This is a genomic window from Polaromonas sp. P3_B4 (assembly GCF_056402835.1).
In genome coordinates, this window is sequence record NZ_JBFUGQ010000001.1 from 37,818 (window position 1) to 64,026 (window position 26,209).

The 26,209-nt window shown below is 59.2% G+C and carries 27 protein-coding genes and 1 pseudogene; 6 read left to right on the forward strand and 22 right to left on the reverse strand.

What is annotated here, in order from left to right:
• Positions 1-65 precede the first annotated feature (65 nt).
• The 4 genes from AC1DVV_RS00190 to AC1DVV_RS00205 form a co-directional block, all read right to left on the reverse strand.
• On the reverse strand, positions 66-989 hold the full coding sequence (locus AC1DVV_RS00190) for a site-specific integrase (RefSeq protein WP_477707077.1): 924 nt from the start codon (positions 987-989) through the stop codon (positions 66-68).
• Positions 990-1,036: 47 nt separating this feature from the next.
• Positions 1,037-1,408 carry a hypothetical protein gene (locus AC1DVV_RS00195; RefSeq protein ID WP_477707078.1) on the reverse strand — a complete coding sequence of 124 codons (372 nt, stop codon included), beginning with the start codon at positions 1,406-1,408 and terminating at the stop codon, positions 1,037-1,039.
• A 155-nt stretch (positions 1,409-1,563) separates the two neighbouring features.
• Positions 1,564-2,586, reverse strand: a complete 1,023-nt coding sequence (locus AC1DVV_RS00200; RefSeq protein ID WP_477707079.1) for a dienelactone hydrolase family protein — start codon at positions 2,584-2,586, stop codon at positions 1,564-1,566.
• 24 nt (positions 2,587-2,610) lie between these two features.
• A complete protein-coding gene (locus AC1DVV_RS00205; protein ID WP_477707080.1) occupies positions 2,611-3,264 on the reverse strand; it encodes a hypothetical protein in 654 nt (217 codons plus the stop codon).
• A gap of 163 nt (positions 3,265-3,427) precedes the next feature.
• Between AC1DVV_RS00205 and AC1DVV_RS00210 the strand changes: the two genes are divergently transcribed.
• Positions 3,428-3,763, forward strand: a complete 336-nt coding sequence (locus AC1DVV_RS00210) for a helix-turn-helix domain-containing protein (RefSeq protein WP_477702899.1) — start codon at positions 3,428-3,430, stop codon at positions 3,761-3,763.
• A gap of 850 nt (positions 3,764-4,613) precedes the next feature.
• Here the strand turns inward: AC1DVV_RS00210 and AC1DVV_RS00215 are convergent.
• Positions 4,614-5,132, reverse strand: a complete 519-nt coding sequence (locus tag AC1DVV_RS00215; protein WP_477707081.1) for a hypothetical protein — start codon at positions 5,130-5,132, stop codon at positions 4,614-4,616.
• Positions 5,133-5,400: 268 nt separating this feature from the next.
• Complete coding sequence (locus AC1DVV_RS00220; RefSeq protein WP_477702861.1) at positions 5,401-6,636, reverse strand: tyrosine-type recombinase/integrase; 1,236 nt, start codon at positions 6,634-6,636, stop codon at positions 5,401-5,403.
• A gap of 462 nt (positions 6,637-7,098) precedes the next feature.
• Between AC1DVV_RS00220 and AC1DVV_RS00225 the strand changes: the two are divergent.
• A pseudogene (locus AC1DVV_RS00225) lies at positions 7,099-7,356 on the forward strand (IS21 family transposase); the annotation flags it as partial.
• 240 nt (positions 7,357-7,596) lie between these two features.
• Positions 7,597-8,004, forward strand: a complete 408-nt coding sequence (locus AC1DVV_RS00230) for a BLUF domain-containing protein (protein ID WP_477666125.1) — start codon at positions 7,597-7,599, stop codon at positions 8,002-8,004.
• 461 nt (positions 8,005-8,465) lie between these two features.
• Here the strand turns inward: AC1DVV_RS00230 and AC1DVV_RS00235 are convergent, their stop codons facing one another.
• From AC1DVV_RS00235 to AC1DVV_RS00245, 3 genes are all read right to left on the reverse strand, one after another.
• The gene (locus AC1DVV_RS00235) at positions 8,466-8,660 is read right to left on the reverse strand and encodes a DUF3606 domain-containing protein (protein ID WP_457279569.1); all 195 of its coding nucleotides are present in this window, start codon (positions 8,658-8,660) and stop codon (positions 8,466-8,468) included.
• Positions 8,661-9,060: 400 nt separating this feature from the next.
• Positions 9,061-9,696 carry a hypothetical protein gene (locus AC1DVV_RS00240; RefSeq protein ID WP_477702678.1) on the reverse strand — a complete coding sequence of 212 codons (636 nt, stop codon included), beginning with the start codon at positions 9,694-9,696 and terminating at the stop codon, positions 9,061-9,063.
• A 37-nt stretch (positions 9,697-9,733) separates the two neighbouring features.
• Positions 9,734-10,102: a helix-turn-helix domain-containing protein gene (locus AC1DVV_RS00245; RefSeq protein WP_457279567.1), complete on the reverse strand. Its 369-nt coding sequence runs from the start codon at positions 10,100-10,102 to the stop codon at positions 9,734-9,736.
• A 143-nt stretch (positions 10,103-10,245) separates the two neighbouring features.
• Between AC1DVV_RS00245 and AC1DVV_RS00250 the strand changes: the two genes are divergently transcribed.
• Together AC1DVV_RS00250 and AC1DVV_RS00255 are read left to right on the forward strand one after the other, a co-directional pair.
• The gene (locus AC1DVV_RS00250) at positions 10,246-11,115 is read left to right on the forward strand and encodes an XRE family transcriptional regulator (protein WP_457279566.1); all 870 of its coding nucleotides are present in this window, start codon (positions 10,246-10,248) and stop codon (positions 11,113-11,115) included.
• An 82-nt stretch (positions 11,116-11,197) separates the two neighbouring features.
• Positions 11,198-12,568 carry a sensor histidine kinase gene (locus AC1DVV_RS00255; protein WP_457279565.1) on the forward strand — a complete coding sequence of 457 codons (1,371 nt, stop codon included), beginning with the start codon at positions 11,198-11,200 and terminating at the stop codon, positions 12,566-12,568.
• Positions 12,569-12,608: 40 nt separating this feature from the next.
• On the opposite strand, the gene AC1DVV_RS00260 is transcribed toward AC1DVV_RS00255, so the two are convergent.
• The 12 genes from AC1DVV_RS00260 to AC1DVV_RS00315 form a co-directional block, all read right to left on the reverse strand.
• Complete coding sequence (locus AC1DVV_RS00260; protein ID WP_457279564.1) at positions 12,609-13,193, reverse strand: response regulator transcription factor; 585 nt, start codon at positions 13,191-13,193, stop codon at positions 12,609-12,611.
• Positions 13,194-13,404: 211 nt separating this feature from the next.
• Positions 13,405-14,715 (reverse strand): tryptophan--tRNA ligase, encoded by a 1,311-nt coding sequence (locus tag AC1DVV_RS00265; protein WP_477702677.1) that lies wholly within the window; start codon positions 14,713-14,715, stop codon positions 13,405-13,407.
• A complete protein-coding gene (locus tag AC1DVV_RS00270; protein ID WP_477648057.1) occupies positions 14,712-15,386 on the reverse strand; it encodes a site-2 protease family protein in 675 nt (224 codons plus the stop codon). The genes AC1DVV_RS00265 and AC1DVV_RS00270 overlap by 4 nt, the downstream gene beginning before the upstream one ends.
• A gap of 148 nt (positions 15,387-15,534) precedes the next feature.
• On the reverse strand, positions 15,535-16,170 hold the full coding sequence (locus AC1DVV_RS00275; protein ID WP_477702676.1) for an L-threonylcarbamoyladenylate synthase: 636 nt from the start codon (positions 16,168-16,170) through the stop codon (positions 15,535-15,537).
• A gap of 24 nt (positions 16,171-16,194) precedes the next feature.
• Complete coding sequence (locus AC1DVV_RS00280; protein WP_477702681.1) at positions 16,195-17,100, reverse strand: DMT family transporter; 906 nt, start codon at positions 17,098-17,100, stop codon at positions 16,195-16,197.
• Entirely contained in the window at positions 17,100-17,960 is an 861-nt protein-coding gene (locus AC1DVV_RS00285) for a 3',5'-nucleoside bisphosphate phosphatase (protein WP_477702675.1), read from the reverse strand. Before AC1DVV_RS00285 ends, AC1DVV_RS00280 begins: the two co-directional genes overlap by 1 nt.
• Positions 17,961-18,227: 267 nt before the next feature.
• On the reverse strand, positions 18,228-18,980 hold the full coding sequence (locus AC1DVV_RS00290) for an aspartate/glutamate racemase family protein (protein ID WP_457279558.1): 753 nt from the start codon (positions 18,978-18,980) through the stop codon (positions 18,228-18,230).
• A gap of 270 nt (positions 18,981-19,250) precedes the next feature.
• Positions 19,251-19,964: a GntR family transcriptional regulator gene (locus AC1DVV_RS00295; RefSeq protein ID WP_477695714.1), complete on the reverse strand. Its 714-nt coding sequence runs from the start codon at positions 19,962-19,964 to the stop codon at positions 19,251-19,253.
• Positions 19,961-20,842 carry an ABC transporter permease gene (locus AC1DVV_RS00300; protein ID WP_477707082.1) on the reverse strand — a complete coding sequence of 294 codons (882 nt, stop codon included), beginning with the start codon at positions 20,840-20,842 and terminating at the stop codon, positions 19,961-19,963. Before AC1DVV_RS00300 ends, AC1DVV_RS00295 begins: the two co-directional genes overlap by 4 nt.
• Positions 20,842-21,756 carry an ABC transporter permease gene (locus AC1DVV_RS00305; RefSeq protein ID WP_477689982.1) on the reverse strand — a complete coding sequence of 305 codons (915 nt, stop codon included), beginning with the start codon at positions 21,754-21,756 and terminating at the stop codon, positions 20,842-20,844. The genes AC1DVV_RS00300 and AC1DVV_RS00305 overlap by 1 nt, the downstream gene beginning before the upstream one ends.
• A gap of 156 nt (positions 21,757-21,912) precedes the next feature.
• On the reverse strand, positions 21,913-23,208 hold the full coding sequence (locus AC1DVV_RS00310; protein ID WP_477702673.1) for an ABC transporter substrate-binding protein: 1,296 nt from the start codon (positions 23,206-23,208) through the stop codon (positions 21,913-21,915).
• Between the two features lie 82 nt (positions 23,209-23,290).
• Positions 23,291-24,358: an ABC transporter ATP-binding protein gene (locus AC1DVV_RS00315; RefSeq protein ID WP_477702672.1), complete on the reverse strand. Its 1,068-nt coding sequence runs from the start codon at positions 24,356-24,358 to the stop codon at positions 23,291-23,293.
• 274 nt (positions 24,359-24,632) lie between these two features.
• On the opposite strand from AC1DVV_RS00315, the gene AC1DVV_RS00320 reads away from it, so the two are divergent.
• Positions 24,633-25,301, forward strand: a complete 669-nt coding sequence (locus AC1DVV_RS00320) for a glutathione S-transferase (RefSeq protein ID WP_477702671.1) — start codon at positions 24,633-24,635, stop codon at positions 25,299-25,301.
• A gap of 54 nt (positions 25,302-25,355) precedes the next feature.
• Here AC1DVV_RS00320 and AC1DVV_RS00325 read toward each other — a convergent pair whose 3' ends face one another.
• Complete coding sequence (locus tag AC1DVV_RS00325; RefSeq protein WP_477702670.1) at positions 25,356-26,099, reverse strand: DUF2325 domain-containing protein; 744 nt, start codon at positions 26,097-26,099, stop codon at positions 25,356-25,358.
• Positions 26,100-26,209 lie beyond the last annotated feature (110 nt).

Sequence of the window (26,209 nt, forward strand, 5' to 3'; positions counted from 1 at the left end):
AGAGTTTGCCACCACTATCAAGGATTGTGGCGCTTCCAGGCGCATTTTGAATCTGGACTAGTGTCCTAGAGCAGGCTTTTGATCCTCCTCTTCTCCACAGGGCGGATGTATCTGTACAGCATTTCCAATGATTGATGACCGGTCTGACCCATGATGGCACTTGTTTCCATGCCCATGAGTGCGGCTGTTGTCACAAATCCTGACCTCAGACTATGGCCTGAATAAAATTTCGCAACCTCGTTCCCTTTAGCGTTGGCCACTGCAGATTTGATAATGGTTCCAACTGAGTGCGGTGTCAGGGCCGCACTGCCATTCAAATCTCCGTAACGGTTGATCGGTCTAAAGAGAGGGCCTTCCGATATTCCTGCGAGATCAAGCCAATGTTCAAGGGATCGAACAGGGCAGCGTTCTTCTACATCTGCGCATGGCACGAAGACCGTTCTTCCTTTGAATACTTGATCTGTCTTTGAATGTCTAATCAAGAACTCCATTCCGTGGGGATGCCTAGTCATATCTGACACGCATAGGGCCACCAACTCGCTTCGTCGAAATGCACCAGCGAAACCCACCAAAATTAATGCCCTGTCACGGGATGCCTTTGTTGGCTTCTGCTTAGCCAAGGGCCCGAGAAGTTCAAGTAGGTCATCCTTCACAAGCGCCCGGGCCTGTTTTTGTGCAACCCCGAAGGTACGCTTGATTCCCTGCATAGTCCGTTTTACTACTCTATCTTTCGTAGGACTTTCAATGCCTATGTCGGCATGGGCTCGACAGATTGCGATCAAGCGATGCTGGAGTGTCGCGACAGCTAGCACTCCCCCGTGTGTCGCCAAGTACTCAGCAACCTGTTCAGGCGTGGCGGGTATCCTGTAACCACAAGACTTGAAATGTTTTATGTCCTGTGCATAGCTGCGCCGTGTCGAGTGTGCTTGCGCAGCCTCAGTCAAGCTCGCCACTAACGCGCACTGCTTTTGTTTAGTTTTAGAAGTCATGACAAGATTTGGTGTAGTCGGCTACAACATGTCCCGCGAATGTCATATCAGTACTCCCGCGCGAAAAGAATGGTTGTTGAATGCCTGACACCCTGTCCATCTGCTGAGTCAGAAATCACATAAATCTTGGAATGTTCAACAAAAAAAACAGAGAAGATTCGACCGCCATGGATCAATGCGTTGTCGTTGGCTTTGCGGTCTTCCTCGTCGAGTTGCCCGTATTCGCCATGGCAATGCGGGCCCAACAAAGCGCTTGGATAAATCGCATACTTTTCCAGATGTGCCAGAACCGCCGGAGTTGCGGAAACCTGTCCCAGCGAAAAGAGTGCCTTGCCTTCTCGACGAAGGGTCGTGAAGTATTCAGCATCGACCTTCTGGACTTTCGGACGTTTCTTAGAATTCACTTTTCGTTCTCCCATAGAAAAGCACGCCAGCCTTTCGGTCTGACGTGCAACAAAGTTAATAAAAAAAAGGCTGCAACTGCAGCCCTCGGTGTGGTGTGTGATGCCGTCTGGTCTGGCGGCCAGAGGCTCATTTGATGGGCTTGACGAAAGCCAGCACGTCTCGCACTGCCTTATCGCGTGGGTTGGCCCAGCAGTTTGTTCTGAAAGAAGGCAAGCCAGATGTCATAACCCACGCGTTCTTTGCCACGGTGGCCGCTGCTGAAACCAGACGTGGTGCACTGTTCGCGCATAGCGTTGTACCCTTCGGGCGTACCTGGAAATTCCTTCTTGCTGTCATCCATCACGAACTTGTCGCCAATTCGTGTGTTAGCGCATCCAGCGGTATTGTTGCTTGTGAAACGTTTGAGCGCCCACGGCCCGTCAAAGTCGTGATGCTCATCCGCCAGCTCAACATACTGCGCATTCCCTCCACGGGCATTCATCCATTCCACTTGGCGCTTGCAGAGTGCAGCCGGTGTGGCGTCGTCCTTTTCCGGCATCACCAGGAGAAGCGGTATCTTCTTAAACCGTTCGATGGTGTTCCTCTCGAAACAGGGTGCGTACAAACCAACCACAGCGTCAAAGTCGCGGAGCTTGCCGCCGGATTGTTGCTCGACAATTCTCCCCATGTAGGGGCGAGTCACACCGATAGCCGATGAACCAGACATGCTTTCGCCGAGGTAGCCGATATTTGTCTCAGCCCATTCAGCACGGCTACTCAGGTCGGTGGCAACTGTCAATGCGTCAATGGTCATGTTGACGCCGTCTAGCCCCAAGCTTCGGAAGTGGTTGAGATTGGACGTAACGCCGCCCTTGTGCCCTCGCGCCATAAAGCTGTCGAGGACCATGGCATTGATATTGTGATCGGCGAGGTATCTCGCATAGTCGCCGTGGCGCCGGTCTACGCCACCAGCGTTGCCGTTGATGATGACCAGGGCCTTGCGGCTGCCGTCTTTGGCGCGGGCTAGGTAAGCCGGTATCTTGATCGGGATGCATTTGAAGCTGGGCGTCTCCCAGAAGCCAGTACAGCTCGAACCGGGAATGCTCATTTGTTCCAACCCGGTGGGCTTGAATGAAGTATCTGACTGCGAGAAGGAGGCCGATGCAGTGCAAGAAAGCGCGAAGACGGCAGCAAGGCGAATGAGTAATTTCATATGTACGTCCTTAGATGGTTGATGTCAGGAGCATTCCTGGCGCGCTTTCCGTAAGCTCTTCTCTTCCCACTCTTGTTCCTGCACTGGATTGAGACCCCGATATTCCTCTTTGTTTGCTTCCGCCACTTTCATCATGCGGTCTAAGACCTGGTCCATTTCCTTCTTAGCGATGACCATCTTGGCTTCAACACAACTATTGGTGGGCGCCTTCGCGCTTGCCCGCATCTGATAGTTGTTAAACCCTCCTGCCATCGAACCCAAAACAAACTCGTAGCCGGAGAGGTTGAGCAAGAAGTCCTTTCCATCCACCATGCCTTGAACTGTGTAGGCCATCCGATGGGTTTCGGTTGATCCGTTAGCAGTGGTGATATGAACGTCAGCAGTGCAACTGTGCTTTCTGGCAGATGAGTCGAAGCCCTCACTGGCGATTCTCTTGACCTGGACTTTGATTGACTCGCCGAAAGCGTCTAACTCGGCTCGCAACCGTTCCGCGCCGGGCCGTTTCCAGTTTCCAGCCGCTCTGATGTTGTTTGAGATGAGTTCGACTGCGTCGCGCGGTATAGCCGCACTTATTCGGTCTGTCACTTGCGAGTCCCCACAGCCCGGGGGCTTGTCGGCACAGCCGGTGACGAGAGCAATAACTAAGCAGGTCGCCATAAAGATGGTTCGTCGGATCATTTTCGTCCCTTGTTGTTTGTTAGTGTTGATGTCGCGCGAACTGCGACGAGGAGTTCTTGGTCATCTATCTTTTGAGTTGCCGGCCACAGACATCTGTTGTTTCGTTTTGACACTACGTAATTCGTAGTATCGCAATCATACAAATATTACGAATCTCGTAGCTATGAGCCGCGAGATTCAATCAGTCAATAAGTGGGGGGAGCGCCTGAAGCAGGCGCGCCTTGCTGCGGGCTTATCTCAGAAGCAACTTGGCATTGAAGCTGGTATTGATCCTGGTGTCGCTAGTACTCGTATCAACCGCTATGAAGTTGGCGTACATAAACCCGACACGAACGTGGCAATCGCCCTAGGAAAGGTTCTTAGGGTTTCAGCCGCGTTCTTCTACGCACCTGAAGATGACCTCGCAGAACTTATCTTCAGACTGGGGCGAGCATCGGCTGCCGAGCGTAGGGAGATTTTTCGCAGGCTGTCCCACATTGAAGGCCCTCCGCCACTCTGACTCGATGGTTACCCGACGTCCTGAGCATTGAGCGCCTCCCGCAGACGCAGACCCGCCATCACCGAAACACCTCAGACTGCAAAGCCGTCAACTGAACAGCCAGCCACGGATTGGACGGGCACTCTACGTGGTATCGAAGTTCCATAAAGCGTCTGAGCAGATTCGGGTGCTGCATTAGCCTGGTGCAGTACAACCGTCGGAACATTTGATCCCGATCAGCGCCGAACTTTGTCGAGCTAATGCACGACCACGCATACGCCAAGGTTTGCCATGACCAACCATCCCAAAGCAAGCTGTAAGGCGCCGCCGGGAGCAGCCAGCCGAATGCATCTTCACAACCTGCAAGCCGGATGGTGTCCACGACAAAGGGCTCTGGGCTCCGCGCCGTAAACCACGAACCGTCCAAGTCCCGACGATAGGTGATCCATGTTTCTTGCCCAACATTGGACCGCATGCAAACTTCGGCTCCGACTGGATCAAATGCTGCGATCACCTGACTTCCCATCAACTGGGGCTGCCAGCGCGGTCCTAGCCTGCTCGAAAGGCGATCTGCTTCCTCATGGGAGCAGATTGTTACCGTAGCATCCGCCGATGGCTGGCCTGCTTCCACTGACGATAGGGGCGGGCGGCTGTACCGCAGTTGGGAGCGAAGCACGATGGTGTGGTCTTCGGTCCATATGTCCACCGCCCCAGAACATTGCAGCACGGTTCCATCGGCCAAATGCATCGCCTTGGAGTCGTGCACCATGACGTGCTTGACATTGGCTCCAATCAGATCAGCAGGCGCCACCGTCACTCGCCCCTCTACTGCGGCTGGGCGGATGTTGAGGTTGCTATGGACCGGCGGCATCTACTTTGCCTTTCCGCCGTTGCCAGCCTTCTGGGTGACTTCTAAATATGCACTTGGTGAGAAGCGCTTGTAGTCGGTTATTACCTGCTTCTCGACATCTGCCGTGTACCCGTCTAGGCAGTAGCTGAACGAGGGATACTGGTCCGGTACTCCACGCACGTGATGGAAGACGATGGTCCTGCCAGTTACGCCGTCAGCGTCTTTGGGGTCAGCGTCTACCCATAGCAGAGCTACTGCCGGCATTGCGTCGAACGACGTGAATTCCTTCCATCGTGAGCCGACGAGGCCCCCGAGCTGCATCAAGAGTTTTGCTATATGTTCTTCAGTAACGTAGTACTGACCGATCTTGGGCAGTCCAATCTTGATGGCAGCCGCCCAGACATCGTCGAGGCTTACACCGGTCAAAGTTCCGACTGCGGCTAGCCCACAGTCATGCCTGCTAGCTTGAGCCACGACCTTGAATGGTGAGACAAAGCCCTCGGGAAGGCCGGTTTTAGTTGCGGATTTTGAAGTTGCCATGGTCTTGTTCCTGGTTGAGTTGAAAAACAAACGTCCATGCGGCGGCCACACCGGGATTGGTGGAATCCAAAAACTGAAGGAGGGAAGGATTCGAGTCTGCGAGCCGTGAGGGGTAGGCCTCAGTTCGCGTCTGGCTGCGCTGTTGGCGCTTGGACAAATCTGGCTGTTCGGCGTGCGAAATCGCGATTTGACAGCTTCAGTTTAACCGCCTGCGGCCACTTAGCGACGGCTAAATCACTTTGCAGAAATCCCCATTTCCCACGCCAAATCAAGTGGCTGCTGCTTCCTTTGTCGAAGCGGGCGAGGCCATGCAGTAGGCCGCCCAAGCATCCATCATGGCCCTGCGACGGTCGAGCCTGTCGGAGCGAAGGTAAGCCGCCTCAGTCTTGTCACCAACGACGTGCGCTAGAGCCGCTTCGGCCAGCTCGCGGGGAAAGTCGGTCATGTCCGCCGCCCAGTCGCGAAACGTCGAACGCATGCCATGGGGGACATGATCCAACTTCATGCGGCGCATAACCTGAAGCATTGCCATGTTCGAGATGTGCGTGCCGTGCTTGACCCCCCGAAAAACGAACTCTTCGTCGGGTAGATGTGTGATGTCTCTCACGATTTTCACTGCCTGGTCGCTTAGAGGCACGGCATGCGGGCGCTTGGCCTTCATGCGCTCGGCCGGGACGTTCCATACTTTCAAATCTAGGTCGAATTCTGACCATCGGGCGCCGATGACTTCTCCTGTACGCATCGCGGTCAAGGTCAGGAATTCCAACGCTCTCGCGCTTACGCCATCTGGCTGCGCTCGTAGCTTGACCAAAAAGGCTGCAATCTCACGGTGGGGAACGGCGGAATGGTGCTTTACTTGCGTCACTTTCCTCGGCTTCGGCAACAGCTCACTTAGGTATGCCTGCCAGCGAGCTGGGTTCTCCCCGCTGCGGTAACCGCTTATTGCTGCCCACCCTAAAATGCGCTCGATTCGGCCGCGGATTCGCGTTGCGGTCTCGGTTTTTGTGGCCCAAATCGGCTTCAAAACACCCATCACGTGGTGGACGTCTATATCTCGCACGGGCAGGGGGCCGATTTTGGGATATACATAATCTTGCAGTGACTGATGCCATTGGTGGGCGTGCTTGTCGTTTGTCCAGTCGTCCTTGTGGGCCTCGATGTATTGTTCCGCGCACCACTGAAAGTTTGGGCTCGCGACAGTTTTTTTGTCCACTTTTTGGCGTTCGCGCTCGACCTTAGGGTCTGTTCCGTTCAGGACCATCGCACGATACGTGTGGGCCAATTGGCGAGCCTCTGCGAGGCCGACGGTGTGGATTGCCCCTAGGCCAATGGTCTGCGGCCTGCTATTGAAGGTGTAGCGAAAAAGGAACGATTTCGATCCTTGCGGCGTCACTTGCAGGTACAACCCACCGCCGTCAGCGATTAGCTTGGGCGTATTTGGCGTATCTCCCGGCTGGGCGTTCTTGACTTCTAAGGCGGATAGTCGATTTAGTTTTCTGGCCATTTGATCTTCCGTCGCTACAGATTGACTTACAGATCGAACGCGACTGGTGGAGGATACCGCGAGACATTAGGCGACACCTATGCAGTACGGTTTCGAGTACCGTATTGGCAAAGCGTACCCGTCAGGTCGTTGGAAGACCTATGCCGTAGGCCACCCTCTCCGCCAGATACGCAAGGCCCTTAAAGATCTTTGATTTTTAAGGGTTTTTTCGTTTCTGAGGCTTGCGTTTCACCCCATGTTTTCACCCCATATAAGGGAAAGTAGCCGCGCGAATAATTATGGTCCAGCTAGACTCGCCCCAAGGCATGCTCTTTAACTACGATCGTTTACGCGCATGCGCTAGTTCGTATGTCTACCTGTTGAATTCCATCGAAATCTGACCCACTTAGCGCAGTAATTTCCATCCAAAACTGACCCACGTAGGCACTACCCTGCTTGTTTTAAAAGCAGGAGAAATTAGGAGTGATAGACGTGGCGACATTGAATGTCATCAGGCGTTGGGCATTGCGAGATCAGATGTCCATCCGCGAGATCTCAAGGCGTACAGGCCTGGCTCGCAACACAATAAAGAAGCACCTGCGGTCGGAAGAGAGCGAGCCCAAGTATCCAAGGCGGGCCAGCGCCAGCAAGCGCTATCACTACGCCGAGAAGCTGGCCACCTGGCTGGGAGTCGAGGCAACAAAATCGCGGAAACACCGGCGCACTTTGCGGCAGATCCACACATCCACTTTTCATTCCGGAGTGCGAATATCCATTCGTCGTGCCGTTACTGTTGATTCTGCATTGATTGCGCGCATTTGTTTTGCGGTCAACACCCGAACATCACCGTTTTGATGAATTCCATGAGTGGCTAACTTTGCTTTGCGTCTGGCTTCGTCGTATGCTGAAGCGCTCTGGCTCCTCATGCGATGGAACGCATGCTTCCAGCCTGCTGAAAGTTCAACTCAAGGACACGGCCTCATGATCAGACTGCTCTACATCAGTGATGCCGCAGATGGCATCAACGAGGATGCGATCAATGGCGTTTTGAAGAGCGCGGGGAAAAATAACCCGCCTCTTGGCATCACGGGCCTTCTTGTTTATGGCGGAGGCGTGTTTGCACAAATAATTGAAGGCCCGGAGCAAGCGGTGCTTCAGAAGTATGTGAGCATCGCTACCGACAAGCGGCACCACAATTGCCGAATCGTCTATATCACGACGACAAGGGAACGCATTTTCAAAGGCATTTCCATGGCGGCGCTTGAAGCGCTTCCCATGGAGCTCGAGCACATTGCCGAACTGGATGCGCACCGAACAGACGCCATACCGGCGGACGCGTTTACGGACCTCATGCATGTGTTCTTTTCGAGAATGCAGGCGGTTCCCTGATTTGCGCGGAGAGGAACAGGCCGTGAAGAAAACCCGACTCTGCCGGGCCGCGCTTCTAACTTCTAACGCAAGCGCTACCCCCATGGATATTAAAAATTCTTAACAATTTCCAGCTTGCTGCCCTATTGACGTTTCCAGGAAAGTTCACGCCCGATCCGTGTTTTCTTAACTGCCCAAGAGGGCGTATGGCTAACTCCAGAATTATGGAAACGCTACGCGCCGCTGTGAGAGTTGAGCAGCATGAAGAGCTCGAGCGCACGCGGCGTTATATGGCGTTTATGCAAAAGATGGCGGCCTTTCAAAAGGGAGTTGGACCTGCGCCGACTCCCGAGGCATTTCAGCGGTGGTGCGAGGATGTTGAGCATCGCCTCGCGTTTCGCAGAATGGAGGCCGGGATACATGACCAGCCGGCAGAAGCCTGGGATGGCTCCCGATACTGACGGCTAAACCTCAGCTCGCAATCATTGCTGGCAGGTGTCCTTGCTGCGATGAAAATAACTGCGGATCTCGTCGGGTTCGCTGCCTACCGCATAGACCGCCACGCGCAATTCATACTCTGTGCATTTCAACTCGGAGCACCACGACTCCACGACGCGCGGATTAGTCAGGCTGATGCGGTTGGTCGTGCTGTCTGCGTCAGGAAATTTTTGTGACATGACGTACCCTCTTCAAATGGGACATTTCATGGAGGCCCACTGAAGCGTAGCAGTGCGGACCTGTAGTAAGTAATTGGTGCAAAAAATCACGCCATATTGCACCGACCACGCTTTACCTGTGCACTTTCCTATATTTCGATGAACATCACATCCTTCAATTAGAGGAGATGTTTGCAGGAACACATGTCACTATATGTGACAAGGCCGGCGCCATGAAACCGTTCCATGCGCTCATGCTGCTGTGGGTTTATGGATTTGCTGCTGCTCACGTTGGCGGCACGGATGCGCAGTGCTGGTGACTGTCACTGCCGCTGCGCCCAGGAGGAGCGGCTGCCGCAACGGCGTCGGTGGCCCCCTCAGGGCAGCACCGGCGAAGGACGGAAGGCCTTCCAGGCTACGGTTACGCTTTCAGGCGGTCACCGCTGTTTAATGGGCTGGTCATCGCCTGCACAAATTCAACGCACATCATCCTGATGGGATGAACTTCGGCTTCGGTCACGCTGGCTTTGGCCATTGCCGCTTTCTCGATGTCTTCGTTTTCCAGTTCGACAAAGACGTTTTCACCGTCGTGGGTACGTAGATGAACGCGTAACTTGATTCCGGTGCTGGATAGCAGCATGTGATTCCTTTGTGATCGGGTTGACTGGATGTCGTGTCGGTGTGGATGAGGTGGCCGCCGTAGCGCGGCACCGGCCATTCGTCTTTCGATGAATTCATTTCTGGCTGCCTGCCAGTCAACCCATCGGCGGATGGGCCAATCGGACCATTTGGTCACCGCGAGGGTGGCAGGTTCCTGGTCAGGCTCAAGGCCGGGCAGAGTTTGGCAATCCGGGGTGACGCTGTAGCTCAGCCGGCTGGTCTGGTGGCGGCTTTCCACAAAGCCGCCCGCTTCCAGCATGTCCATGGCTTGCTGGACATCGTTGGGTTCATACGTGGGTTTCCAGTGAGGATGAAGCGAGGCCAGCGTCCACCAGCCACCGGTGGCGCGCAACCGCAACCACAGGGCACGTACATCGTGGGTGATAAGGTCGCCCATGATTGGTCGCGATCTCGCTCAGGCGCTCTGATGATGTTTACGGTTGGGAGTACGGAGGTCCATCCGTGAGAGCGTTGTTGGCGGTCAGCTCATGTGCCAGTTTGCGCTGAGCCTGATTGCGCTGGTGCGGCATGGTGACCGTGATCTTGCGCGTCTGCTGAAAGGCCAGCGCCCGGCTGGCGGGATTGAGGTAACGCGACGGCCAGAGATCCTCGGGCCTTTTGTCGAGGGCGCGTGCCACGAGCTGCTCGGCCGCCAGCCAGGGGCTGGTCAGCACGCGTTGTATGTGGCTGTAACCGTTTTCCATGGCAATTTTTCGAAGACTGGTACCGCGTTTGCGGAGGGCAGCAATGACATCGGCGGGGTGCATATCTTCCTGTGCGGGTGTCGATTTAATTGTGCTCATATCTAATATTCTGAGCACAAAACAAGCCAAGTCAAACATTTTTTTCTGCCTGTTTCAATTTGTGCTACTTTTATTGTATTTTTTACCAATTAAATGAGTGTTATGTTTGCTCATTTTGTGCTTGGAGGAACAAAATAGTGTTCATGAACACAAAAGAAGCAGCGTCAGGGGTGGGGGGGTCTGGCTCATCTGGCAAGCTCCAGCACTATTCCTTTACCGCCGCAGCGCCGGTCAAGGCAGAAGAGCCCGTTGCGTGGTACCTGCATGAGGCCGCAGCAGCCGTCGACAAGGCGAGTGCCAGGTCTGTGCGAACCGAAGCCAGGTCGGTTTTCATGCGCCAGTTTGGCCAGCGCTGCCGCATGGCCCGGGGCACAAGGGAAATCAATGAGGTTGCGGCCACGGTCGGGGTTCACCGCAACACCATCTGGAACATAGAGCGTGGCGACAGCCTGCCGGATGCGTTCGAGCTGGAAGTACTCGCCAGGGAATACCGGTTGACGCCCGGGCAGCTACTGGGCCGGGAAGCTCCAGACGAAACCCGGGCTGCTGCGGCAGTGGCGCGCGACGTGCGCGCGGTCGAGACCGGCACGTTTGTCTATGCGCCCCTGTTTGACCTCCGCGCTTCGCCGGGCCGGGACGTATTCAACGACCTTGGGTCGGTCGTGGCGATGCGTCCCTTTGATGTGCAGTTCATCCGGTATGACCTGGGCATTGACCATAACGACATTGTCATGTCCACGGTGGCGGGCGCCTCCATGGAGCCGTGGCTGCATTCCAGGGACGCAGTGCTGACTGACTTGCGGGATCGCGATGCCCTGACAGAGGGCGTGCACATGGTACGGCTTGACGGCGCCTTGCTGGTCAAAAAACTGCAGCGCCTGCCCGGGAAGATATTGCGCGTCAGCAGCTACAACCCGGCGTATGAACCGTTTGACATCCAGGGCTACGAAAGTACAGACCGGGATTTTTCCGTGCTTGGCCGCGTGCGTTGGGCCGGCGTGACTTTTAACTGAGCGTAAGTCCCTAGACCGCAACGCAACAGGCGTGCGCCGCGGATGGCATTGCGGCCCCGGATGCGACGTAAACTCGCATTCCATGGACCACCCCACAGCGATCCGGCCTATCCAGGGCGCGCCAGATATCTCGCGCGAGGATTGGGTGGAAATGCGGTTGATCCATATCTTCATGCGGTATGCCCGCCCGGCCCTGCATTCCGCACTGGTCCTGATCGTGTCCATGGTGGTGATTCTTTACCGCCATGTAGACCTGCTCAGTCTGGGCATCTGGGCAACGGCGGCGACGCTGGTGACCCTGGTGCGGTACCGCGTCATCGGCATTTACCAGCGTTCGCTGCTGGGCGTCAGCGGCCCTGCGTTGCGCGCATTCATGGCGCGCTACACGTGGACGTGGCCCATGAGTGCCATGGTCTGGGGGGCGTCGATGTTTGTGTACTTCCTCAAAGCGCCCGTGTATGACCAGTTCCTCGGCATGATCGTCCTGGTCGGAATGGCCGGGTTTGCGGTGGGCACCTTTTCCTCCTGGCTCCCCTGCTTCAAAGGCTATGTGAACGGCCTGGGCATTTCCACCCTGACGGTATTTTTCTACCAGCTGATGCTGGAAAGAGGAATTTCTTCCACGTTCAATACCTGGGGTATGGTGGTGCTGATCGTGATTTACTGGGTGGTCATTCGCGTGTCGGGCCAGCGCTTTCACCAGGTGCAGCGTGCCAACCTCGAACTGCAGTACGACAACTCCGAACTGATCAGATCGTTGACTGAAAAAAGCCGTGCCGCCCTTGAGGCCATCGAGATCAAGAACCGTTTTATCGCCAGCGCCGCGCATGACCTGCGTCAGCCGGTGCATGCCCTGGACCTGTACGCCGGCTGGCTGGCTGCCGAGCCAGAATTCGTAGCGCAGATAGCACCCAAGATCGTCCGGTCCACCAAGGCGGTCAACGACCTGTTCAACTCCCTCTTCGACCTGGCGGGGCTGGAGTCCAGCCCACTGCGGGTCAACCTGCAGGCCGTAGACCTGGCGGGGCTGGTGCAGGATCTGGAGGCGCAATACGCGCCCTTCGCGCGGGAGCGAAACCTGCGCCTCAGGATTCGCCCTGCGGCGGGGCAGGTAAGGTCCGACCCCGTGCTGCTTCAGCGGCTGGTCGGCAACCTGTTGTCGAACGCACTGCGCAACACGCATCGAGGCGGTGTGCTGCTGGCTGTGCGCCGGCGGCGCGGGGTGCCATGCATCGAGATATGGGACACCGGTGTGGGCATCGCGAAAGAGCACCAGAAGGCGATCTTTCAGGAGTTCTACCGGATTCCCCTGCAGGGTACCGAAGAAGGTTTTGGGTTGGGCCTGGCCATCGTTTCGCGCCTGAGTGAGGCGCTGGGGCATCCTGTGAGGCTTGCCTCCAGGAGCGGGCGTGGCAGCGTCTTCTGGGTGGAGTTGCGCACGCCGGGCCAGTGACCTGGCCCAGTGTTACCCGGCCCAGTGTTGCCCGGTGTTGCTAGAGCAAGCCCTGGGTGCGCGCCAGGTGGCTGGCCTGCGAGCGGCTCTTGACATTCAGGCGCCGGAACAGCCGCCACAAATGCACTTTCACCGTGTGCTCGCTGATCTGCAGCTCTTCGGCGATGTCGCGATTGCTCATGCCCTTGTCGAGCATGACCAGCAACTGCTTTTGCCGCTTGGACAGTTTTTCCGTTGGGGTGGATGGCTCCGGGTCGAGTTCTTCACTCAGGAAGACGCGCAGGACGTTCGATATCTCGGTGGCCCCCGCAGACTTCTGGATGTAGGCATCGGCACCTGCCTCGATGGACAAGTCCTCGTAGTCCTGGGCCGGCGCGGCCGACAGCACTACCAGCGGCACATTGGGGAATTGGTGTTTGAGCTCACGCACGCCCGAAACACCATTGGTGTCAGGCAACCTCAAGTCGAGGCAGATGAGTTCGGGGACACCGTGTTGCTGCACGGCAGGCATTACCGCGGCGAGCCGGTCCAGCTCGGTCACAGTGGCTTTGCTGCTAAGGCGGCGAATCAACATGACAACCGCTTCGCGCATCAGCGGATGGTCATCTATTACAAAAATACTCATTAGTTCACGTCTGAAGTATCGTTCCTGTCAGCTATCGAGCATAACTGGTGAATGTCAACTTTGGGGCACTAATAAACTTGAAATTGCGGTATTTTTTCAGGGTGGTAATACCCTAAAACAACAATGAATAAGTCTTTCGTACCAATGTGATTCTGTCGAAGGCCGCCGCGCATGATCAAAGCCCCTGGCCCAAATTGCTTAATACCGCAACTCAGGGAGTTACAGGTGCAAAGAAACGTAGCGCTGTTTCCACCTCGGCTGCCTCGATACCGGGCAAGATTTGAAGCTTATCTTGCAGTGCAGCAAGCGCGCCGGCCCCTTCGTTCTGCAGGGTGGAAATTATCAGCGCGGCTTCACGGGGAGATTCAAAGCCATGGCTCTGCAAAAGCACCTTGGCATCAGCGTCCTGCAGCTTGAAATAGAACTGGCCGTCCTTCTCACGGTATTGCTTGAAGGCCGGAGCAACACTTTTGACTGACTTCCCTTTCGACGTGCCAGCCGGTTTTATCGCGAGGTTGCGCAAGCCAACGGCGCGACGCAACTCGCCCATGAAAGGCGTGGCCTCCGCGCGCGCCTTCTGCGCACCCGCCTGCAAGGTCGCCTCGATCTTTGCCGGGTCGCTGATGAGGTCGTGGTATCGCTCGCGCATGGGCACTACTTCACGGTCAATGCGCTCGAACAGCAGCTGTTTGGCATCGCCCCAGGCAATGCCTTCGGCATAGGCCTTGCGCAGGGCCTGGGTTTCGTCCGCGCTCGCAAAGGCCTGGTAAATCTGGAACAGCGCCGAGCCCTCGACTTCCTTGGGTTCGCCCGGTGCGCGTGAATCGGTGAGGATGCCGGCGATCAGCTTGCGCATCTGCTCGCGTGGGGTGAAAAGCGGAATCGTGTTGTCGTAGCTCTTGCTCATCTTGCGTCCATCCAGCCCGGGCAGCAGCGCGACTGATTCCTCCACCACCGCTTCGGGCAGCACCAGGTGCTCACCGTACAGGTGGTTGTAGCGCTGCGCCATGTCGCGCGCCATTTCGATGTGCTGGATCTGGTCGCGCCCCACCGGCACCTTGTGCGTCTTGAACAGCAGGATGTCCGCGCCCATCAGCACCGGGTACATGAAGAGGCCGGCGGTGACGTCAGCGTCAGGGTCGTTGCCGGCCGCCTCGTTCTTGTCGACAGAGGCCTTGTAGGCATGGGCACGGTTGAGCACGCCCTTGCCCGTGACGCAGGTCAGCAGCCAGGTGAGCTCAGGGATTTCCGGGATATCGGACTGGCGATAGAACGTCACGCGCTCCGGGTCCAGCCCGGCGGCCAGCCAGCTCGCCGCGATCTCGAGTGTGGACTGCTGGATGCGCGCGGGTTCATCGCATTTGATCAGTGCGTGGTAGTCGGCCAGGAAGTAAAAGCTGCGGACATCGTCGCGAAAGCTGGCCTGGACCGACGGCCGGATCGAGCCGACATAGTTGCCCAGGTGGGGCGTACCGGTGGTGGTGATGCCGGTGAGGAAACGGGTGGGGGACGGTGTATTCATGACAATCTTGGGGGCAATGAAATGGGGAGGTTGATCAGATCCAGCAAGCTGTATCCCAGCACCACCAGTGGCCAGAGCCAGTAAGCGCTGACGATGCCAAGGAGAACGAGCCCCATGACGATGAAAAATCCCCATGGTTCGAGGCGGGCGACAAACTGAGCCTGCTTCCACGGCAGCAGGCCCACCAGGATGCGGCCGCCATCAAGCGGAGGCAAAGGAAAAAGATTGAAGGCCCACATCACGAGATTGACCAGTACGCCAGCCTGGCACATGACCAGGAAAAACGGCTCCTGGACACCGGCGTTGACCAGTACCGCATACAACACGGCCCAAAGTACGACCTGTATGAAGTTGGCGGCGGGGCCCGCAAGTGCGACCCAGATCATGTCGCGTTTGGGTTTGCGCAAATTTCCGAAATTGACGGGTACCGGTTTTGCGTAGCCGAACAGAAAGGTGCCTGAGGTGGCGAAATACAGCAGCAGCGGCATGACGATGGTGCCGAGGGGGTCGATGTGCTTTACGGGGTTCAGCGTGACACGGCCCAGCATCCAGGCGGTGTTGTCACCGAAATAGCGAGCCACATACCCATGCGCAGCTTCGTGCACGGTAATGGCGAACAGCACCGGCAGCGCGTAGATGGCGACGGTTTGAATCAGGTTGGCGATATCCATGCCGAATTATGACCCCCACGGTCGCTCACTTCGTGTAGCTCCCTGCCCCCCGAAGGGGGCCGCTGCGCCTGCGGCCCGGCAAAGCCGGTTCCGCGGCCCCTGCTTGAAGGGGAAGGAGCGGCATGTGACCAGAATCCCGTTTGGCTCGCTAAAGACCCAGCACGGCCAGCTCGCCCCGGCCCTGCCGCACCACGACAGGCTCGCCGCCGTCGCCCATGGCCGTCAGGTCGATCACCGTGGTCGGCTCCTGGTGGCAGGCGCCTGCATCGATCACGGCAGCCAGCTCATGCTCCAGCAGCTCGCGGATTTCGTGTGCGTCGTTCAACGGCACGGTGCCGTCCCGGGGGATCAGCGTGGTGGCCAGCAGCGGCGCGCCATGCAGCTCCAGCAGTGCCTGCAGCACCTTGTGTTCGGGCACGCGCAGCCCTATGGTCTTGCGCGACGGGTGGCTCACGCGGCGCGGCACTTCCTTGCTGGCTTCGAGGATGAAGGTGTAGGGCCCTGGCGTGGCGGCCTTGAGCAGCCGGAATTGTTTGTTGTCCACCCGCGCGTAGTTCGCCAGCTCGCTCAGGTCGCGGCAGAGCAGGGTGAGGTGATGCTTGTCGTCGACGCCGCGAATACGGCGCAGGCTGTCGGCCGCGGTCTTGTCGTCAAGGTGGCATACCAGCGCATAGCTGGAGTCGGTTGGCACGGCCACAATGCCGCCGCGTTCAAGCAGCGCCACCGCCTGCTTGAGCAGGCGGGTGTGCGGGTTTTCGGGGTGAACTTCAAAAAACTGTGCCATACAGGTTTGCCGCCGGCTTGGGGTTCAGGATTCGGTGGGTTCAATGATGATGCGGCTCTCGCGTACCGCAAGCCAGGCGCCAGTGGCTCCGCACACGGTAATCATGGCAATGCCGAGCAGCGACCACTGATCCGGAACATGGGAAAAGATCAGCCATCCGCCCAGCATGGCAAAACCGATTTGGGCGTAAAGGAACGGCGTCAGGGTTGATGCAGTGGTTCGCGCATAGGCAAGAATCATCATGAAGTGCCCGACGGCTCCGAGGAAGCCCATCAGGCACAGGCAGGCCCAAAGCACCCAGGAATCCAGCGAAATCCAGACAAAGGGAAGGGCCAGCGAGGCGATGAGCGTGCCCACCCAGCCGGTGTAGAAGTGCATGGTCGCCGGGTCTTCGGTACGGGCCAGGCGGCTGGTCAAAATCTGGAACCAGGCATTGGACACCACCAGGCTCAGTGGTAGCAGCAGCGTCCAGTCAAAGCCGGAGCTTCCCGGCCGGATGATGATCAGCGCACCGGCAAAGCCTCCCAGGACCAGCCCCCAGCGCAACGCCGGTACGCGCTCACCCAGCTGTAGCGATGCCAGCAGGGTGATGACCAGCGGCGTGATCATGATGATGGCCGTGAACTCGCCCACGGGCATGTATTTGAGGCTGAAAAACGCCAACCCGCTGCTGGTCAGCAGCAGTACGCCGCGTAAAAGCTGGAACCTGGGATGCGCCGTTCGAAACAGCGTTCGCCCGCGCGCAGGAAGCATCACCACGGTCGTGGCCACGGCCTGGAACGCATAGCGAAACCACAGCGCCATCAGGATGGGCACGCTCAGCGATATCCGTTTGGTGGTGGTGTCCAGCGCGGCGAAGCAGGCCATGGCGGCTACCAGAAGCGCAATGCCGGTCAGGGCAGGAGAGGTTTTTCTCGCGGGGCCGGCCATCACTGGATGCGGTCCACCAGCAGCTCCCACACCGGTGTCAGTTCGCCAGGCAGGAATGGCAGGGTACCCAGGTCGGTGTGGCTTTCGTCGGGGCTGTGGAAGTCGCTGCCGCGCGAAGCGGCCAGGCCGAACTCTTTCGCCGTTTCGGCGTATTTGAGGTATTCCTGCGGCGTGTGGCTGCCGGTGACAACCTCCACGCCACGCCCGCCATGGGACTTGAACTCGGTGAACAAGGCGTATTCCTCGTTGGGGGTGAACTTGTAGCGGCCCGGGTGCGCAATCACGGCAATGCCCTTGGCCCCGGTGATCCAGGTGACGGCGTCGCGCAGGTTGGCCCAGCGGTGGGGCACATAGCCGGGCTTGCCTTCGGTCAGGTATTTGCGAAAGACCTCAGGTGTTTCGCGGCACACGCCGGATTCCACCAGGAAGCGGGCAAAGTGTGTGCGTGAAATGAGCTCGGGGTTGCCGACAAACTTCAATGCACCTTCGTAAGCACCCATGATGCCGACCTTGGCCAGCGAGTCCGACATCTCCATGGCTCGCTGTTCACGGCCGCCGCGCGTATTGCGCAGGCCTTGTTGCATCGCAGGGTCGTTGGCGTCGAAGCCCAGGCCAACAATGTGGACCGTTTGCCCCGCGAAGGTCACGGACACCTCGGTGCCCGTGAGGTAGTGCATGCCCTGCGCTTTGGCAGCGGCGGCGGCACGGTGCTGGCCGCCTATTTCGTCGTGGTCTGTCAGGGCCCAGAGTTCGACCCCGTTGGCCTTGGCCCGTTCAGCCAGTGCCTCCGGTGTCAGCGTGCCGTCTGACACCACAGAGTGGCAGTGCAGGTCGGCATTCAGGATGTTTTTGGGAGTCACTGAGCCATTTTAGGCTTTGCGGGGTATTGGTGCAGGCCGGGTGCAATCTCCCTGACCCCAGAAGGCTCGCTTTGCGCGTGCGCGCGATGCCCTTGCACTGAAGGCGGTTTTGAGATGTTTCAGGCCGCCAGACCAATATAGGCAAGCGCGATCAGCTATAAATTTAATAGCGTTCCCTGCCTCGCCTGATATGCGCCACTACGCTTGAAATGACCGGCTGCTATGAAATATATAGCTGCTTGCGCCCGTTCCTGTTGGGCTACAGCCTTAAAGCCCCAAAGCAGTGAGCTCCGGCGAGAGTTTCTCCCACGGCACGTCGAAGCCCGGCTGGCTGCGCTGCGGTGGCGGTGCATGGCTGCGCAGGGCCCAGTGGGCGCCGGCCAGCACGCTGTCGATCAGCGGCACGCTCACCCCGGGTTGCAGGGTCGCGGCCATGCCTGCCAGGCCTGCACCACCCAGAATGACGGCCTGCGCGCCCAGCTGGCGCACCGCGTCGCGGCAGGCCTGGGCGAGCAGGGTGCGCGCGGCGGCAGGGTCGGCCGCAAGCTGTGCACCGGTCGGGGCAACGGTGTGGATGCCGGCCAGCGAAGGCGCATGGCCCAGCGCCTGGGCCAGCCGCTGCAGCATCGGCCCCCAGCGCTCGCCCCCGGTGACGATGGCAAAGCGTCCGTGGCGCGCCGCCTCGATAAACGCCGCCTCGGCCAGGCCGGTGACCGGCACCGGGCTGCTTTCGCGCAACGCCAGCAGGCCTGGGTCGCCAAAGCAGCCGATCAGCACCGCGTCAGGTGTTTCTGGTGCGCCACCCGTTTCACCTGTGCCGGCCAGCGCAGCGGCCCAGGCGTCCAGCGTGGCGTGAGAGGCGACGGCGTAACTGGCTTCATCCGAGATATAGGGCGCGCCGAAGCGCGCGGTGACGGTGCGCACCTGCACGTGCAGCCCGGCGGCGGCTTGTACGTGGGTCTGCAGCAAGGCGCTGACCGAAGTCGACGTGTTTGGATTAATGACCAATAGCTTACGCATGGTTAAGAATTCACCCCTGTCCAGGCTCACTGCGTGTAGCCTGTTCCCCCCTCAAGGGGGCGGTGAAATAGGTACACCCCTGTCCAAGCTCACTTCGTGTAGCTTGTTCCCCCCTCAAGGGGGCGGCGCCTGCGGTCTGGCGAAGCCAGTCCCGCGGCCCCTGCTGGTAGTCCCCGCTGAACCGGCTTTGCCGGGCCGCAAGCGGGCGGCCCCAATACGAGAGGAAAGGGGCAGCGCGCCGCAGGCTCGAAGTGAAAAGCGTGGGGGCCATCAACTAAACAGCGTGGACAGGTCGGGCGCATCATCCGCCGGCGGCGTGAACTGCAGCTGCGACTCCAGCCGCGTCAGGTGTTCGCGCATGTGGCGCGCGGCTTCCTGGACGTCGCGCAGGCGAATCGCGTCCAGCAGCTTGCGGTGCTCGCGGCAGCCGCAGGCGGCGGCTTCGTCGCGGCTGTCCTTGTGGGATGTGCTGTAGGTCATCAAAATCAGTGACGTGCGCGAGGTGAGCTCGCGCAGGATGCGGCCCAGCGTCTGGTGGCCCGCGCGTTCGGCGATCTGCAGGTGAAAGTCGCCCGACAGGCGGATCGCGCGGTGCATGTCGCCGGCCAGGCGCGCGGCTTCCTCGTCGTCGATGCAGCGTTTGAGCTGTTGCATGTCGGCCTCGCTCGCCTTGGCAATGAAGAGCTCCACCAGCGTGGGTTCAATCAGCCGGCGCACCTCGAAGACTTCGCGCGCCTCCTGCTCGGTGGGTTGGGCCACGGTGGCGCCGCGGTTGGGGATGAGGGTAACGACCTGTTCATTGGCCAGGCGCACCAGCACCGGGCGTATGCGCGTGCGCGACACGCCGAAGGCACCGGCCAGCTTGTCTTCGACCAGCTTGGTGCCCGGCGGCAGGCGGTGGTCCAGGATGGCCGAGATCACGCGCTCATACATTTCGCTGTCGGTCAGGGGGGGTGCCTGGGTTACGGGCGTTGCCTCGCTCATCGGGTGCCTTTCTTTTGCCGGCGGCCCAGCCACCAGGCCAGGCCCAGGGCCAGCGCCATGACCAGCAACGACACCACAGTGGTGACGGTACCCAGAGCATAAATGGACGGCGTGGTGACGGTGGTGGTCAGCCCCTGCAGCTCCAGCGGCAGGGTGTTCACGTCGCCGATGGCCTGCGAGGTGCGGGCGATTTCGTCCCAGCTCAGGGTAAAACCAAACATGCCGATGCCCACCACCGACGGTGCGATCAGCGGCAGCACCACATGCCGGAAACCCTGCCACGGCGTGGCGCCCAGGTCGCGCGCGGCTTCTTCATAAGCCGGGTTGAAGCGGTTGAAAATCGCAAACATGATCAAGAGGCCAAAGGGCAGCGTCCAGGTCAGGTGCGCGCCCAGCGCCGAGGTGAACAAGCCCAGCGACGTGCCGTAGCCTTCCAGCGCCTCGGCCATGCCGAAAGCCTCCAGCGCTTTCTTGACGCCGGTGTCGAGCAGGCGAAACTCCAGGCCAATGCCCAGCGACACGATGATGGACGGCATGATCAGGCTGGCCACCACCACAAAAAACAGCGTGTTGCCGCCCGCGAGCTTCTTGCGAAACGCCAGGCCGGCCAGCACCGACAGCACCACCGTGAAAGCCATCACGGCCAGGCCCAGGCCCAGCGAGCGCTTGAGCGCCGCGCCAATGTCCACCACGCCAAGCCCTTCGGCCAGTTTGTAAAACCAGTGCAGCGACACACCGCGCAGCGGAAACGTCAGTCCCCCTTCAGGCCCCTGAAAACTCAGCACCACGATGACAAACATCGGGCCGTATAAGAACAGCACAAACAGTGCAAAAAATGCGGCCAGGAACCAGAAGCCGGCGGTGCGTTTGTCGTTCATCACAGTTCCTTTCTGATGTCGACGAGGCGGGTCAACGCCCAGATGATCATCAGCACAATAGCCAGCAGGATCACCGCATTGGCCGCCGCCAGCGGAAACTGCAGGTAAGAAGTCTGCACCTGGATGATCTTGCCGATGGAGGCGATCTGCTGGCCGCCCATGACGCCGATGGTCACGAAGTCGCCCATCACGATGGTGATGACAAAAATCGAGCCGATGATGATGCCCGTGCGCGACAGCGGCACGATGACGTTCCACAGCGTTTGCCAGGCCGAGGCGCCGCTGTCGTTGGCCGCTTCGATCAGGCTGCGGTCTATGCGCATCATCGAATTGAAGATCGGCACGATCATGAACATGGTGTAGAGGTGCACAAACGCCAGCACCACCGAAAAATCCGAAAACAGCAACCACTCGACAGGCTGGTTCACGATGCCCAGGCCCGTCAGGCTCTGGTTCACCAGGCCATTGCGGCCCAGCAGCGGCACCCACGAGATCATACGGATCACATTGGACGTCCAGAACGGGATCGTGCACAGCACAAACAACAGCGTCTGCACGCTTTGCGAGCGCACATAAAAAGCCAGAAAGTACGACACCGAAAACCCCGTCACCAGCGTGATCAACCAGACCAGGAAACTGAACTTGAAGGTCGACAAATAGGTTTTGAAAGTGACGCACAGCTCCGAGGTGTTGCCGCAACCTTCAAAGATGGCGAAGTAATTCTTCAGCGTAAAGCCCGGCAGCAACTCATACTCATTGAAGTCCCAAAAGCTCACCATCAACACCAGCGCCAGCGGAACCAGAAAGAACACCACAAACACCGCCGTCAACGGCGTAGCCTGCCACCAGGCCGCAAGGCCGCGCCCCGGCGCCTTGACCGGAGCGGAATGCGCAGCAACAGCAGGAGCACCCATAAATATCCAAAAGTAAAAAAATGAGCTACCAAGGGCAAGCGAAGCGAAGCCTGTTCCAGGACACCGCGGAACCGGCTTTGCCGGGCCGCAAGTGTCGTCCCCTGCAAGGGGAGAGGACGCTACACGAAGTGAGCGTCAACAGGGGTGTGCCAATTTTTAGGCTGCGACGAACTCATTCCACTTCTGCACCATGTAATTGTTCTCGTCCATGACCGCATTCCAGCAGGCGATGCCGCCCATGCGCGCTTCATAACTGCCGCCGTCGCGCACCGCGCCGGTTTTGGCCAGTACATCGCCATTCGGGCTCTTGATGTCCTGCGAGGCCGGCTTGCCTTCCATCCAGTAGGCCCACTCATACGCTTCCATCTTGGCCTTGGCGGTTTCCAGCACGGCACTGTAATAACCCTGGCGGTTCAGGTAAGCGCCGGCCCAGCCGTCGAGGAACCAGTTGATGAACTCATACGCACCGTCCAGCTTCTTGCCCGACAGCGTGGCAGGCAAGCCGAAGCCGGCGGCCCAGGCGCGGTAGCCTTCTTTGAGCGGCTGGAAGTTGCAGGCAATACCCTTGGTGCGCACGGCCGTCACGGCGGGGCTCCACATCGACTGGATCACCACTTCGCCCGAGGCCATCAGGTTGACCGACTCATTGAAGTCTTTCCACAGTGCGCGGAACTGCCCGGCCTTCTTGGCTTCGATCAAGGTGGCGATCGTCAGGTCGATCTCCTTCTTGGTCATGTTGCCCTTGTCCGGGTACTTGTAGATGCCTTTGGCTTCCACCACCATGGCGGCGTCCATGATGCCGATCGACGGGATGTTCAGGATGGCCGCCTTGCCCTTGAACTCGGGGTTCAGCAGCTCGGCCCAGGAGGTGATGGGGCGCTTGATCAAATCGGGGCGAATGCCCAGCGTGTCGGCGTTGTACACCGTGGGAATGAGCGACATGAACTGCGTCGGGCTCTTGGCGAAGACCTTGCTTTTTTCGCCTTCCAGATAAATTACCTTCTTGGGTGCGGTGCCCTGGTCGCCCACGGCCTTGCCGGCCACGGTGCCGGTGGTGAAGAGCGAGGTGATCTTGTCGGCGTTCTTGATGCGCTTGGTGTCAATGCCCTTCAAGTTGCCGGTGGGCACGATCTTTTTCAGCGAGAAGTACTCGGTGTCAATCAGGTCAAAGCTGTTGGGTGCGGTCACGGCGCGCTTGGTCACGTCGTCAGTGGTCACGGCCACGTACTGAATCGTGATGCCCGTGTCGGCCTTGAACTTCTCGGCAATGGCCTTGTCCTGGTTCACCGCAGTACCCAGGTAGCGCAGCACGATTTTTTCCTGCGCGTGCACGGCCGGGAACAGGCCTGTGGCCAGAATGCCGGCTGTGCCCTTGAGCAAAGCGCGGCGCGGCACGCCGCCCACGGTGGTGTCGGTGGCGGTGTTTTTTTGATCAGGAAGAGCGTCGGACATGGTGAAAACTCCTGGTGGCTTGGGTGGAAATCTTCTTGCGAAGGGACGGTTGAAAAATCTGTATTTCTGTGAGCCGTACGGATCAGGCACTAATGACGGCAGGAGGGGCGGCCTGCAGCGTGTGCGCCGCCTCGGGCGCCCATGACAGTTGCACGCTGTCACCCGGCGCATAGGGTCTCGCCGCAAACGTCGCCTCGGGCACCATCACCGACAACTCGGCTGTGGTGTGGGCCGTGGGCGATACGCCCGGGTTTTGCAGGCCCAGCAATACATAGGGCCCCTGGTATTCGACATCGGTCACCACGGCACGCCGGTTGTGCGCTGCGTCGGGTGCGGCCTGGCCGGCCGGGGTGATCTGCATGTGGTCGGTGCGCACGCCGATCTTGCCGGCGGGTGTGTCTAGTACGTTGTGCCCGCCCATGAAGCGCGCCACAAATTCACTCGCGGGGCGGTTGTAGATTTCGTGCGGTGAACCGACTTGCTCGATCAAGCCGTGGTTCATCACCACCATGGTGTCGGCCAATGCCATGGCTTCTTCCTGCGAGTGCGTGACGTGGATAAAGGTGAGCCCCAGCTCTTTTTGCCAGCGCCGCAGCTCGGCGCGCATCTGGATGCGCAGAAAAGGGTCCAGCGCCGACAGCGGCTCATCGAGCAGCAGCACACGCGGCTGCGTGATCAACGCGCGCGCCAGCGCCACGCGCTGTTGCTGCCCGCCGGAAAGCTCGGCCGGCTTGCGCTCGGCCAGGTGGCCCATCGCCACGCGTTCCAGCAAATCTTTGGCCTGCTGGCGGCGGGCCGCCTTGTCCACGCCTTTCATCTTCAAACTGAAGGCCACGTTGTCGAGCGCTGAAAGGTGCGGAAACAGCGCGAAGCTCTGGAACATCATGGCCGTGCCGCGGCCGGCGGCGGGCAGGTCGGTGATGTTGCGGTTTTCCAGCAGGATGTCGCCGCTGGTAACGGATTCGTGGCCCGCCATCATGCGCAGCGTCGTGCTTTTGCCGCAGCCCGAAGGCCCGAGCAGGCAGCAGTAGCTGCCGCTGGCAATGCGCAGGTTGATGCCGTCAACCGCCGGCTTGTCTTGCTGCGCATACCGTTTGGTCAGCGCAATGGCTTCAATGGCGGCGGGAGGCGGGCTGGCAAGAGCGTTCATGCCAAGCTTCTGTGCAAGGCTTGTGCCAGCTTTGTACGCGATTTATCTCAAGATTGTGTACAAAATGCATGCTTCTGGTGCCGAGGAAGCCGTGCCTGCCTGCCATGCTGGTGCATGCTGTAACCAGAAGTTCCTGAAACTTCCGCTGTCAGGTTTGGGTGTGCCCACCCTGGGGTGCCACCTGCCCTTTTCAGGTTTTCTTCCTGTCGCCGCCGGAGCTTGAAGCCAGCAATCCATGGCCTACCATCAGCGCTTCCGTCTTATGGAGCCGCACTTGATCACCCTGCATCACCTCAACAATTCCCGCTCGCAACGCATCCTCTGGCTGATGGAAGAGATGGGCCTGCCCTATGAAATCCAGCGCTACCAGCGCGACCCCAAAACCATGCTGGCGCCGCCTTCACTGCGCGCGGTGCACCCGCTGGGAAAATCGCCGGTGATCACCGATGGTGAGTTCACGCTGGCCGAGTCGGGTGCCATCATTGAATACCTGGTGGCGCGCTACGGCGCCGGCCGCCTGGCGCCCGAGGCCGGCACGCCTGCGCACCTGCGCTACACCTACTGGCTGCATTACGCCGAAGGCTCGGCCATGCCGCCGCTGCTCCTCAAGCTGGTGTTCGACAAGGTGGAAAACTTTCCCATGCCGTTCTTCGCCAAGCCGATAGCCCGCGCCATTGCCGGCAAAGTCAAGAAGACGTTTATCGAGCCGCAACTGCGGCAGCACCTGGATTACCTGGAAATGTCGTTGGGCCAAAGCGACTGGTTTTCCGGCGCCGAGTTCAGCGGCGCAGACATCCAGATGAGCTTTCCGCTGGAGGCGGCTGCCGCGCGCGGCGGGCTTAACGAGAGCCGGCCCAGGCTGATGGATTTCCTGGCACGCATCCACGCCAGGCCCGCCTACCAGCGTGCGATTGCGCGTGGCGGTGAGTTTGCGTTGCAGTGACATCGGCAGAACTTGCTGAGGTGCTATTAAATCAATAGCTGCTCGCGCAAGCTCTTAAAAGGCTGGAGCCGTTTTTGACTTGATATTCTGGGTTTCTGGAGTGATTGGCAGGCCAGGCGCCTGCCGGCTGCGCACAAACTGCATGGCCTGCGGCTGGCCCACCAGCACACACTGCTTGCCGGTGCGCCGGCAGTGGTCCTGCACGCGCCAGTAGGCGTCGTGGCTCACGCAGCCGGTCTGGCAGATCACCAGGTCGGCGGCGACCAGGCTGGCCTCCAGTGCGGCTGCGTCCTGCAGGTCGTCACCCGCATGGTGCAAAAAGTGCCCGCCAGCCATTTCAACAACACGCCGGGCTGCGGTGGTGCCGGCGCCTTGCTCGCCCACGCACAGCACCGACTTTTCATGCAGGGCGGCTGTGGCTTGCGAAGCTGATAAAGCCGCCGCCAGCGTGGCCGGGGCCGCCGTGTTCTTTTGCCGGCCCAGGCGTTCCCGCACCAAACCCTGCAAATCATGGACACGGCCCATCAACCACTCCACCCGGCGCGCCAGCGTCAGCCGTTTGGGCAGGCCGGGGATGGCCGCCTCCACGGCCTGCCGGTCTTCACGCTCCCAGGCCAGCGCCGTCTCCCGCACCATCGCCGCCGCACGCAGGCGCACCGCCTGGGATTGCAGGCGCGAGATTTCCGCGGCCTGCACGGCAATCACCGTGCTGCAGCGCTTCTGGATCTCGCCGTACTGGGCGAGCAGGGCGCGGTGTTCACGGTCAAGGCCGGGCAGAGAGGTACAGGGTCCTTGCATGTCGGAGCTCCATAAGATGAAGGCGCCCTCGTCAACAAACGAACGATATGCAATCGAAGAGGCAAACGAAGCATCAGCCGATAAAAGGGCAAAACCCATCTTAAATGAGA